Raw genomic sequence first — 11,392 nt, forward strand, 5'->3', positions numbered from 1 at the left:
GCGGTCGTGGTGCGGGGGCGGGCGTGCGGTACGGGTGCGGGTGCGGGTGCGGTCGGCGGGGTCAGTTGATGCGGATGAGGCGGGCCTTGAGGACGGCGAGCAGGCCGCCGTTGACCGTGACGTCCGAGGTTCCGGACACCTTCACCGACCGGCCGCCGATGCTGACCCCGGCGGTGCCGTCGATGTCGACCTGGCGGCCGGACACCTTCACGGTGCCCTTGCGGGCGTCCAGCGTGATGCCGTCCTTGTCCATGAGGACGGAGGTCAGCGGCCGGCCCCGGCCCGCGTACACGGTGAGTTCGATCCGGTCCCGGCGGTCGTCCATGCGTACTTCGAGGCGCTCGTCCCCGGTCACCAGCCGCAGCCCGGAGGGGCCCGGCGCCGCCGCGTCCAGCAGTTCCACGCGGTGGCCCGAACGCGACACGATCGAGCGGCGGTTGACCTTGCCACTGGTCTTGTCGATCAGCGGCACGTCGTGCGGTGAGGGCTGGTCCACGCCGTTGTAGAGGCCGCCGATGACGTACGGGCTGTCGAGCAGGCCCTGCTCGAAGCCGACCAGCACCTCGTCGTTGACCTCGGGGCTCACGACGCCGCCGCCGCCCTTGCCGCCCCACTGGACGGTACGCACCCAGTCGGTGACGTAGGTGTCGTCCAGCCAGGGGAACTTCAGCCGTACGGCGCCGCGTTGGGAGCCGTTCGGTTCGCGTACGTCCGTCACCACGCCGATCGCGAGGCCGGGGATGCGCGGCCCGCGCCCGGGCGCGTTGGCGCCGGTCACCAGGCCGGTCAGGGAGCGGTCCGGGCTGGCGCTGACCCACACGGTGGTGCGGAAGCCGCCGTGCGGCTCCAGCACGTGCTGGACTGCGGTGGCCGTGTACCGGCCGGAGAACGCCTGCCCGACGTTGCCGAGGGCGACCGGTTTGCCGGCCCTCAGTAGCGGGTTGCCCTCGGCCACGGCCTCCAGTTCGCCGAAGCCGGAGCTGATCTGGGCGGCCGTGGCCTTGGCGACCGCCGTCGTCTCGGCCTGCGTGCGGTAGGGGGTGTCGGTGACGGACACGGCCGCCGCCCCGAACCGTGCGGCGGTCTGCGGGCCGAGGCCCGGCACCACCGTGTCGCTGACCACGGACGGCTGCTCGGCGACGAGCGGCCGCTTCGTGGTCACGTCCCAGCCGCGGACCTGCACCTTCGAGGCGCCGTCGGCGGCCGTCAGCGCGGCGCGCAGGGCGAGGAGGTTGCGCCCGTATTCCAGGACCATCGGGTCACGGACCGCCGACGTCGACGGGGCGGGCGCTCCCGACGCCTTCACGGGCCGGGTGAACTGCAGGATCCCCTGGTCGTCGACGCGTACCTGGGCGCCGCTCTCCCCGGCGAGGAACTGCAGGAAGTCCCAGTCGGAGACGTTCGCCTGGGACAGCTGCTTGTACGTGACCGGCGCGGCCTCCACCTTCCCGACGGCGAGGCCGGCGCCGGCGGCCACCTTGCGGACGATGGCGGCGGCCGTCATGTTCCGGTACGCCACCACCTTGCGGCCGCGCTGGAGGCGGTGCGCCTTGGAGTAGGCGCGTACGACGGTGAACGAGCCGGTGCGGTCCCGGTCGATCTCCAGGGCCGTGACCTCGCCGTTGAAAAGCCGCTCCCGTGACTGGCCCTTCACGGTCGCCACCGACACCCGCAGCGGGGTGCCGATGGTGACGCCGGTGGCGCGCAGGAACTCGTGGTCGGGGTCGCGGTAGGTGAGCACCGCGGTGTCGGGCAGGCCCACGTTCTCGTCGACCACGCAACTGACCAGCTGTGCCGCCCAGATCTGCGGCAGCTCGCCGGGGGCTTCCACGACGGGGTCGGCCGCGAACGACCGCCCTCCGGGCTCGGACCCGCTCACCGCTGTTCCTCCTCGCCGTGCTGGTCCCGCGTGCCCGGCACCACGATCTCGCTGCCGGGGACGAGGACCATCGGGTCGTCTATGCCGTTGGCCTCGGCGATGACCCGCCAGGCCGTCGCGTCGCCGTATTCGCGCCAGGCCAGCATGGCCAGGCTGTCGCCCGCCACCACGGTGTGCGTGCTGCGGGCGGTGCGTGAGCCCGAGGTCGGGTTCTGGCCGGGCGGGTCGACGCTCGCCTCCTCGATGGACAGCGAGCAGGTGGCCCGGAGCGGCTTTCCGTCCACGTCGAAGAGCGTGTACGACACCGACAGGTTCGACAGGACCCCGTCGAACGAGGTCGTGCGCGCGCTGCCCCACTCGAAGCGCACCCAGGGGCTCGCCGGCTTCTTGCGGCCGAGGCTGGCCGGGGTCGGCACGCACGCCTTCATCAGCTTCTCCACCGCCTGCTCCACCGAGTTGTCGTGGGTGGCGGTGGCGTCGAGGAACACGTCCAGGCTCAGCGTGCGCGGGCCGCTGCCCACGAACTCGGGCAGCGCCGACTGGCCCGCCATCCGGGACGGGGAGCGCCGCCATTCGGTGGTCTTGCCCAGTTGCAGGGTCGACGGGTTGAACTGCAGGTCGAGCCGGGCGATCGTCCCGCCGGGCTTGGCGCCGACCGAGGCCGGGGGCTCCTTGAGGGTGAGCTGGGCCCGGGCGCGGCTGGCGCGTGCCGAGGATGCCATGCCGTGGACTTCCTTCCGGGGCGGCGGGGAACGGGACGACGGGGAGGGGGAGTTGGGGGAGGAGGCGGGAGCGGGAGTCGGGGTGTCAGGAGGGCAGCAGGCCCGCGTGGGCGATCTCCAGGGTCTCCACGGCCGCCGCGGAGTTGGCGGGGTCGAAGGACGGCCCCTGCCAGCGCACCGGGACGATCCCGAAGACCTGCCAGCTGATGATCCGGCTCAGGTCGGGCCGCAGCGCCACGATCTCGCCGTCCTTCGGTTCGACCCGCCGCAGCGTCTCGTCCAGCCAGCGGCCGATCTTCGCCGTGTCGGCGGTGACGGGCCGGGTGAGGGTGATGTTCGACCAGGTCACGCGGCCGGGCAGCTGCCAGGTGAAGCCGTTGTTGCCGCCCTCGGCGTAGCTCTCCATCTCGACCTCGGCGCCCATGCCCGAGCAGGTGTGGAAGGCGCCCAGGTCGTTGCCGCCGATCGCCAGCCGGAAGAACACGCTGGTCGCGAAGATGTTGTCCGTCATCGGTCCGTCGTCCGTTTCTCGTTCGTACGTGTTCTCAGCGGCGGCCGTCGAAGGGCCTGCCCGCGCGTTCCCGGCCGCGCCGCAACTCGGTGCGCAGGAGGCGGGCGACCGGGTCCAGCAGACGACGCGCCAGGTCGTCCAGGTCGAGGTCGCCGCCGCCGTGCGGCGGTGCGTCGCCGGGAGTGGCGCGGGCGGGGCTGCTCCGGCCGGAGCCGGAGGTGGAGGTGGACGTGGACGTGGCCCGGCCCGGGCTGGTCCGGCCGCCGCCCGTATCGCGCTGGACGGGAGGCGGGCCGCCGCTCGCCGGGGGCGGCGGGGGCACGGGCGCCCCCGAGGCGGCGGGGGCCGAGCTCCTGGCCCGTACGACGGGCACGGACCCGGCGGCCGGGGCCGCCGGGGCCGGCTGGACCACGAGCGGCGGGGTGTACGGGCCGGTCACGGGCAGGGGGGCCGCCGTGCCACGGGCCGCAGGCGACGCGGGCGCCGGGCGCACGGGGCGTGCCGGGCGCGGGGGTACGGGCGCCGGGGTGTGCCTGCCGTCGGCGGCGCGCTGGACCTGTGGAGTCTGCGATTGCCGCGTCTGCCGGGGTGCGGCGGCGGACGGGGCGGACCAGCGAGCCGGGACCACGGGGCGGCCCGCCGGGCGGGGGCCGGGGGCGGCGGCCGGCGCGGCCCCCATGCCCGCCACATCAAGGGTGCCGAGCGACAGGGGCCGAGCCGCCAGGAGCTGGAGCGCCCGGGGCGCGGCCGCCGCGTCCGGCGAGGCCGTCCCACCGACGGCACGGGCGGCGACGAGCGGGACCGGGCCCGAACGCCGCGGGGCGGCGGTGGCCCGCTGGGCGGGCGGACGCGCCCCCGTCGGCCCACTGGTACGTGGCTGGGTGGCGGGCGCGCCCACCCCCAGCAGGGGCATGTGCCCCCGGGATCCGGAGGTGGGGGCTGCCGAGGCGGGTACGGCGGCACTCGCCGGCATCGACGGCAGAGGCGCCCCGAGACCACTGCGCAGACGCGGCGCGGCGGGCTCTGCCTGACGCTGCACGGTCGGCATGACCGGAGCGGCCGGCCCGGCGATCGGCTTCGCCGGAGTCGCCGTGGGCGGCTCGCCGAGGGGTGCGCGGGTCCGCGTCGGCTGTGCCGGTGTTTCCGGGGCCGGGCCGTTGCCGGTGGGTTCTGCTTGGCGCTGCACGGTGGGCATGGCCGGGGTCGGGGTGGTGGCCGTGGCGGGGGGCGCCGGTGTGGCCGTGGGCGGCAGTTCGGTGAGCGGTGCGCCGAGGGGTGCGCGGGTCCGCGTCGGCTGTGCGGGTGTGTCCGGGCCCGCCACACCGGTCGTGGGTTCTGCCTGCCGCTGCACGGTGGGCATGGCCGGAGCCGGGGTTGCGGTGTGCGGCGGAGGGGTGGGCTGTACCTGTGTCCCGGGACCCGCCACACCGGCCGTGGGTTCTGCCCGGCGCTGCACGGTCGGCATGGCCGGGGACGGGGCCGCCGCCGTGGCGGGGGTCGCCGGGGTCGCCGTGGGCGGGAGTTCGGTCAGTGGTTCGCCCAGGGGCGCGCGGGTCCGCATCCGCTGGACGGGAGTCTCCGGGGCGGCGCCTGCGGGCGCGGCCGCCGAGGCTTCTGCCTGCCGCTGCACGGTCGGTACGGCAGGGGCCGGGCTCGGCGGCGGGGCCGTGACCGGTGACTTGGTGACCGGCGACTCCGTGAGCGGCGAGCGGGTGCGCTGAACCGGCATCTGCGGGGCGGCCGGGCCCGCCCCAGAGGGTTCCGCCTGCCGCTGCACCGTCGGCATGGCCGGTGCCGGGCCCGCCGCTACGGGGCTCGACGGCGCCTGCACTGCCGGGAGTTCGGGGAGGGAGGTGCCGAGCGGGGGGCGGGTCTGCGCCCGCTGTTCGGGCGCGCCCGGGGCGGTGTCCGGCGCGGCGGAGGGGAGTACGGGCAGGCGGCGCCGGGGCGTGGCAGGGACTCGCGCGGTGGTGAGCGCACGCCCGACAGGGCGCGGCCGCACCGGGGTGGTCGCCCCCTCGCCCGTACGGCCGGGCCGGGCGTCCCCGGGGGCAGCGGTGCGCTGGACGGCCGGGCGGGGCACGGCTTCGGCGGATGCCCCGGGGACCACCGCGATGCGGCGGACCACGGGAAACAGCGCAGGCGAGGCCGCCGTACGGCCGGGTTCGGCAGAGGAGCCGGCGGCCCGCTGTACGGCAGGCGTGGATGTCCCGAGCACGGACGCGGAGTGGGTGGACGTGATGCCCCGCGTACCGGCCGAGGCCGCCGACCCATCCGGCGACCCGGATCCGGATCCGGCCGGCGTCGCGGCGCCGGAGCCCGCCGCCCGGGCCCGTCCGCGCTCGGCGCCGCCAGAGCGCGCGCCCGCATCCGACGCGGACGAGGACGAGGACGCGGATGCGGGTGTGCCGGATGCGGGCGCGGGCTGCGGATCCGGGGACTGACCCGGCAAGCCCGAGTGCCGGGAGCCGGGCGGCGCCGTCGCCCGCGACACAGGCGCGCCCGCGTCACCCCGGGCGACGGCACGCGAGACGGCACGCGAGACGACCGGCCCCGGCCTGCCGGTGTTCGCGCCGCGGTCCGCAGCCTGCGTCGGCCGTACGGTGTTCGGGGCGGGCGTCGTCGGGCTCGGCGAGGCGGCGCCGGGCCGCGTACGGCGCGAGATGTGCGGGGCGTGCGGGGTGTCGCGTACGGGCCCCGCCCCGGGCTCCGGCTCCGCGCCGGGCTCGGTGGGCAGCGCCCGCAGCAGCAGCGGGCCGCCGCCGCTGTGGGTGGGGCGGCCGGCGGCGGGGCGGGCGACCCCGCGTACGAGACCGGCGGGCGCGGACGGCAGCAGGGCGTGGGCGAGCCCGGTGTCGAACGACGGGTCGCGCCACGCGGCCAGGCCGGAGCGGAAGGCGAGCCCGTCGCTGACGCCCAGGGCCGCGCGCGACACGGTCAGCAGCGGTGGCGCGGTCATGCGCCAGCCGCCGTCCCAGTCGCCGGGCACGGCGGGTCCGGCGACCGGCGCGGCGGGTCCGGCCACCGGCGCGGCCGGGGTGTCCTGAGCCGTGCCCGCCCCAGCAGCAGTGGTGTCCGGCACGGCGGTGCGCCGACGCAGCCTGTCCCGCCATGCCATCTGCTCAACCGCCTTCGTTCACACGGGTGTTGATACGAGCTATCTCGGTGACCCAGTCCTGGCGCTCGCCGTGGGTCAGGTCGAGGATCTCGTCGCGCCGCCAGTGGAAGTGGTAGGCGATGTACGCGATCTCCTCCCGGAGCCGGGGGAGCGCGTACGTCACGATTCCCCCAGGCGCCCACCGGAGAGGTCGACCTCGAAGCCGCCGTCGCAGTGCGGGCAGGTGACCGCCGCGCGGGTGTGGCCCTCGCTGTTGACGCGCCGGTAGAAGTCCTGGAGGAACGCGACGTCGGTCGCGTACATCCGCTCGACGACCCCGGCGTGCACGTCGGTGATGGTGCCGAGCCGGGTGATCACCTGGCTCAGCAGCACCACGCTCAGGTACGCCGGGTTCTCCTTGACCCGCAGGTCGATCTGCGGGCGGAGCTCGTCGCGCGCGGTGGCCAGGCGCATCGCGCCGTGCCGGTGCACCGTGCCCGCCTCGTCCACGTAGCCGCGCGGCAGCTCGAACTCGAACTCCGTGCGCAGCCCGTGGTCCTCGCGCGGGGCCGGAGCGGCGGCGGCCGGGGGTGCCGCCGCCTGCTCCGGGGCCTGGGCGGGCGCCGTGACCTGGAGGATCTCCTCCAGGCTGCCCGCGGTCACGGTACGGCGCCTCATTCGACGATGATCTCCTCGAACACGATGGTCACGGACTCGGTGGCCGCGGCGGACTCGCCGGCCTTGAGGGACGGGCCCTCCCACTTGGAGGCCCAGCCCTGCATCAGCTGGATGCGGCGGATGGTCGCGCCCGTGGAGTCCTTGATCTCGATCGTGAGGTTCTGTCGCGCGGTGTCGACGGCGCCGTTGTTGAGGGTCTCCTTGATCCACTTGGTGAACTCGCTGCTCTTGTCGAGTCCCCGGGTGATCGTGACCTCGCCCGCCTGGCGTGCGCCGGGCTGCTTGCGGATGATCTGCTTGCCCTCCGCGCTGACCTGGCGGACCTCGACGACCTCTTCCTCGACGGTCAGGCCGCTGATCTCCTGGATCGATTCGACCAGGTAGCCGCCGAGCTGCACGCCGAAGATATGGGTGGAAAGAGCATCGCCCTCTGCCATGACTGTCCTTCACCTTTCCTTGCTGCTGCTGGTCCTGCCGGTGCTGCCGCTTGTGTCGCTGCCCCGGAGGGTCACTCGTCGACGAGGCTGGTGCTGTCGGAGAACTGGGCCAGCCGGAACACCACGAACTCGGCGGGCTTGACCGGTGACACACCGATCTCACAGACCACGCGGCCCTGGTCGATCGACTCCTGCGGGTTGTTGTCCCGGTCGCACTTGACGTAGAACGCCTCCGCCGCCGTCCGGCCGAACAGGGCGCCACGGCGCCACTCCTCCGTCAGGAACGCGGTGACGTTGCGCCGGATGCTGGACCAGAGCCGGTCGTCGTTCGGCTCGAAGACCACCCACTGCGTGCCCAGGAGGATGGACTCCTCCAGGTAGTTGAAGAGGCGGCGCACGTTCAGGTAGCGCCAGGCCGGGTCGGAGGAGAGGGTGCGCGCGCCCCAGATCCGGATGCCGCGGCCGGGGAAGGCCCGTACGCAGTTCACGCCGATCGGGTTGAGCAGGTCCTGTTCGCCCTTGCTCAGGCGCAGTTCCAGGTCCACCGCGCCGCGGATCACCTCGTTGGCGGGGGCCTTGTGCACACCGCGCTCGGCGTCGCTGCGCGCCCAGACGCCGGCGATGTGGCCGCTCGGCGGGACGGTCGTGTTGCGGCCGGCGGCCGGGTCGAAGACCCGCACCCACGGGTAGTAGAGGGTGGCGTAGCGGGAGTCGTAGCCCGCCTCGTCGTTGCGCCAGGTGCGCACCTGCTGGGCGGAGAGGCCGGGCGGGGTGTCGAGGACGGCCACCCGGTCGCCCATCTGCTCGCAGTGGGAGATCACCGCGAGCTGTACGGTGCGCACGCCCTCGGCGTCGATGTCGCCGCGCTCGTAGGCGCTCATCAGGTCCGGGACCGCGACCATGGTGATCTCGTCGATGGTCTCCAGGCCGGCGAAGCCGGTGCGGGCGGCCGGGTCGCCGACGTACTCGGCCGGGTCGAGCCGGGACACGGTGCCGTTGCCGGTCGCGGCGGGTACGGCCGTCGGGGTGTCGGGCAGGGCCAGGGTCTGGACGGCGGGCCGGGTCTGGGCGGCGGACCGCTGCTCGGTGACCTCGATCAGCTTCGAGGCGCGCGCCTGGGTGACGAGGTAGCCCTTGACGTTCTTGCGGGCGGAGACCTCGAAGGTCTCGGCGACCTGCTCGCCCTGGCGGACCAGGAGCTTGAAGCGGTCCTCGGGCGGGTTCTCCCCGTCCGCGTCGGCGATCTCCACGGACACGCCGCTGACGCCCGGACGCGCCGTGATCAGGAAGCCGCCGAGCTCGACGGGCTCCGCCGCGCGGGGCTGGGGGACCGCTCCCGTGGCGGCCGGTGCGGTGGAGGCGCCGCCGCGGTCGGATCCGCCGATGCGGACGACGTACGCGGCGCCGCCGCCGTTGGCGAAGTAGCCGTAGACGGCGTGGGGCAGGTAGGTGCCCTCGGTGAAGCCGCCGAAGTGCTGGGAGTACTGGTCCCAGCTGGTGACCAGCGTCGGTTCGTGGAAGGGCCCGCTCTGGGCGAACCCGACGAACGCGGCGACGGCGGTGCCGACCCCTTCGATCGGGCGAGCACCGGACTGCACCTCCTCCACGTACACGCCCGGGGTGAGGTACGTCGGCATGCTCGCTCCTTCGTCACGGCTTGCAATCAGGTCTGGTCACAGCCTCGTGCGCGGGCGACGCGGTCGGCAGGGGCGTGTGGACCTGGTCAGGGGCAAGTGCGCTGCCCCCGTGGTCGTTTCCGCCGGGCCGGCCAGGCAGACCGCACGCCTCCCCTCGCACTGCCCCTGCACCCGCATGCCCTGCGCCACGCCCGCCCCAGCCGCCCGCCCTGCGCAGCGGCCGCCCCGCCCCGCCCGGCCGGCCGCGGCTCAGACGTCCGTGACCTGGCCCAGGTACGGTCCGAACTCGCCCTCCAGGACCAGGCGTCCGAGCTTGCGGTACTCCTGGGCGACGGCGGTCATCACCTGGCGCATGGTCAGCGGTCCACCCGAAGCGGCCGCGAAGTAGGCGGCCGTCACCGCGCAGGACCGGATCGAGCCGCCGGCCAGTTCGAACCGGTCGGCGCAGAAGTCGAGATCGACGTCTTCGGCGCGGGGCAGCTGGTCGCCCAGGCAGCGTTCCCACAGGGCCCGGCGCTGGGCGGCGTCGGGCACCGGGAAGTCCGCGATCACGTCGAGGCGGCGGGTGAACGCCTCGTCGAGGTTGGCCCGCAGGTTGGTCGTCAGGACGGCGATGCCGTCGAAGGACTCCATCCGCTGGAGCAGGTAGGCCGACTCCATGTTGGCGTGCTTGTCGTGGGAGTCCTTCACGTCCGAGCGCTTGCCGAAGATCGCGTCGGCCTCGTCGAAGAGCAGCACCGCGTTGACGGCCGACGCCTCCGTGAAGATCCGTTCGAGGTTCTTCTCGGTCTCGCCGACGTACTTGTCGACGACCGTCGACAGGTCCACCACGTACAGGTCCATGCCCAGGTCGGCGGCCACCACCTCGGCGGACATGGTCTTGCCGGTGCCGGAGGAGCCCGCGAACAGGGCGATCACCCCGCGTCCGCGGCCGCCTCCGGGGCGCATGCCCCACTGGCCGAGCACCTGGTCGCGGTGGCGTGCGCGTACCGCGAGTTCGCGCAGCCGGCGGTGGGTGGGGGCGGGCAGCACCAGGTCGTCCCAGCCCACGGCGGGCTCCACCCGGCGGGCGAGGCGGGCCAGGCCCGCGCCGTTCTGGGCCCGTACGGCGGCGCGCAGGTCGGCGGGGGAGACGGGACGGCCGTCGAGCGCGGCGGTGCGCGACGCGGTGTCGGCGGCGCGCCGCAGCTGCCCGGCGTCGAGGCGGTGCGCGGACACGGACCGGGCGAGCGCTTCGACCGCGCCGGCCTCGGCTGCCGGGCCGGCCTCGCCGGCCTCGCCGGCCTCGCGCGCCCCGCCCGCCTCACCGCACTGCTCCCCGTGCTCGGCGGCGGCCCGTTCCAGTGCGTACCGCCAGCGCACGGCCTGCCGGTCGGGGGAGGGGGCCGTCACGGGCAGGGAGACGGGGGTGGCGGCCGCCCAGGCGGGCTCCCAGCCGCTCGTGCCGTGCGTGAACAGGGGGATGCCGCGCAGCACCGTGCACAGCGTGCGCAGTACGTGGGCCCGCTCGTCGGGCCTGTCGGGCAGGTCCTCCAGCGGCCCGAGCAGCACACCGGCGCCCAGCAGCCGCGCCTCGCGGGCCGCGGCGCGGGCGAGTGCGGGCAGGGCGCGGGCGTGGTGGGTCAGCGCCGCCGGGTCCAGGACCAGGGGGTGCAGCCCGCGGGCCCGCAGGGCGGCGGCGGCCAGGCCCTCGGGGTCGCCGCCGCGTGTACGCAGGTGGACGTGGCCGGTGCCGCTCAGGGCCGCGGCGGCGGCCCGGTGCAGCTCGTCGGGGTCGACGGCCGGGTCGTCGGCGGCTTCGCCGAGCACCTCGGCCAGCTGCTGATCGGGCGCGGCGTAGCCGAGGAGGTGGGCGGTGACCCGGTCCGGTACGGCCAGCACCCGGGACAGGGGAGGTCGTTCGGGTTCGGTGACCTCCAGCAGCCCGCCCGCGACGAGCGGTGCGCCGGGCGCGAGCCGGAAGCGTGCGGCGGCGACCCGGCCGCGGCCGCACAGTTCGAGGGCGAGCCCGACGGTGGGCCGGCGGCGCGTCAGGTCGTCGTTGAGGTAGCCGTAGAGCCGTTCGAACCGGGCGTCCAGGTCCGGGGCGAGCGCGACCAGGAGCAGGTCCACGTCCAGCGGCTCCAGGCCGAAGCGCGTGGCGAGCACGTCCAGTGGTGAGCTGGGCGGCGGCGGGCCGGCCGCGGCGAGCGCGGGCAGGTCCGGGGCGGGTTCCCCGTCCAGGATCCGGTCGACCGCCTCGGGCGTGAGGTACTGGCCCCGGTAGGGGTCGTCCGGGTCGGGGTCGACGGCGCGCCGCAGCTCCACGGCCAGCCGGACCCGTTCCTCGACGAGCCGGAGCCGTGCCCACAGGTAGGGGACCCCGCCGTCCACGTCCCGTTCCGGGTCAGGCACGGGGGCCGGGGCCAGGGCCGGGGCCGGGGGGTGGAGG

At 75.3% G+C, this 11,392-nt stretch carries 9 protein-coding genes; all 9 read right to left on the reverse strand.

Features of this window, described 5'->3' with window-relative positions:
- Positions 1-61 precede the first annotated feature (61 nt).
- The 9 genes from ACFWFZ_RS06385 to ACFWFZ_RS06425 all read right to left on the reverse strand — a co-directional run bounded on the left by ACFWFZ_RS06385 (position 62) and on the right by ACFWFZ_RS06425 (position 11,355).
- Positions 62-1,879 carry a VgrG-related protein gene (locus tag ACFWFZ_RS06385; RefSeq protein WP_387117493.1) on the reverse strand — a complete coding sequence of 606 codons (1,818 nt, stop codon included), beginning with the start codon at positions 1,877-1,879 and terminating at the stop codon, positions 62-64.
- The gene (locus ACFWFZ_RS06390; protein ID WP_387117496.1) at positions 1,876-2,601 is read right to left on the reverse strand and encodes a LysM peptidoglycan-binding domain-containing protein; all 726 of its coding nucleotides are present in this window, start codon (positions 2,599-2,601) and stop codon (positions 1,876-1,878) included. Before ACFWFZ_RS06390 ends, ACFWFZ_RS06385 begins: the two co-directional genes overlap by 4 nt.
- A gap of 85 nt (positions 2,602-2,686) precedes the next feature.
- Positions 2,687-3,112, reverse strand: coding sequence for a phage tail protein (locus ACFWFZ_RS06395; protein WP_030664136.1), 426 nt, complete (start codon positions 3,110-3,112; stop codon positions 2,687-2,689).
- A 34-nt stretch (positions 3,113-3,146) separates the two neighbouring features.
- Complete coding sequence (locus ACFWFZ_RS06400; RefSeq protein ID WP_387117499.1) at positions 3,147-6,230, reverse strand: hypothetical protein; 3,084 nt, start codon at positions 6,228-6,230, stop codon at positions 3,147-3,149.
- 4 nt (positions 6,231-6,234) lie between these two features.
- Positions 6,235-6,393, reverse strand: coding sequence for a DUF6760 family protein (locus ACFWFZ_RS06405; RefSeq protein ID WP_167344733.1), 159 nt, complete (start codon positions 6,391-6,393; stop codon positions 6,235-6,237).
- Positions 6,390-6,887 carry a zinc-ribbon domain-containing protein gene (locus ACFWFZ_RS06410; protein WP_030664145.1) on the reverse strand — a complete coding sequence of 166 codons (498 nt, stop codon included), beginning with the start codon at positions 6,885-6,887 and terminating at the stop codon, positions 6,390-6,392. Before ACFWFZ_RS06410 ends, ACFWFZ_RS06405 begins: the two co-directional genes overlap by 4 nt.
- The gene (locus ACFWFZ_RS06415; RefSeq protein ID WP_030031999.1) at positions 6,884-7,324 is read right to left on the reverse strand and encodes a phage tail protein; all 441 of its coding nucleotides are present in this window, start codon (positions 7,322-7,324) and stop codon (positions 6,884-6,886) included. The genes ACFWFZ_RS06410 and ACFWFZ_RS06415 overlap by 4 nt, the downstream gene beginning before the upstream one ends.
- Positions 7,325-7,395: 71 nt before the next feature.
- Entirely contained in the window at positions 7,396-8,961 is a 1,566-nt protein-coding gene (locus tag ACFWFZ_RS06420; protein ID WP_387117503.1) for a phage tail sheath subtilisin-like domain-containing protein, read from the reverse strand.
- 249 nt (positions 8,962-9,210) lie between these two features.
- Positions 9,211-11,355, reverse strand: coding sequence for an AAA family ATPase (locus ACFWFZ_RS06425; protein ID WP_387118366.1), 2,145 nt, complete (start codon positions 11,353-11,355; stop codon positions 9,211-9,213).
- Between the last annotated feature and the right edge of the window lie 37 nt (positions 11,356-11,392).

Origin of the sequence: Streptomyces sp. NPDC060232 (assembly GCF_042726555.1) — a bacterium.
Classification (GTDB): domain Bacteria; phylum Actinomycetota; class Actinomycetes; order Streptomycetales; family Streptomycetaceae; genus Streptomyces.

Bases quoted from the DNA above. Each gene is read 5' to 3' on its own strand.
- ACFWFZ_RS06410 (WP_030664145.1), bottom strand. From the start codon at position 6,887: ATGAGGCGCCGTACCGTGACCGCGGGCAGCCTGGAGGAGATCCTCCAG.
- ACFWFZ_RS06420 (WP_387117503.1), bottom strand. From the start codon at position 8,961: ATGCCGACGTACCTCACCCCGGGCGTGTACGTGGAGGAGGTGCAGTCC.
- ACFWFZ_RS06415 (WP_030031999.1), bottom strand. From the start codon at position 7,324: ATGGCAGAGGGCGATGCTCTTTCCACCCATATCTTCGGCGTGCAGCTC.
- ACFWFZ_RS06390 (WP_387117496.1), bottom strand. From the start codon at position 2,601: ATGGCATCCTCGGCACGCGCCAGCCGCGCCCGGGCCCAGCTCACCCTC.
- ACFWFZ_RS06395 (WP_030664136.1), bottom strand. From the start codon at position 3,112: ATGACGGACAACATCTTCGCGACCAGCGTGTTCTTCCGGCTGGCGATC.
- ACFWFZ_RS06400 (WP_387117499.1), bottom strand. From the start codon at position 6,230: ATGGCATGGCGGGACAGGCTGCGTCGGCGCACCGCCGTGCCGGACACC.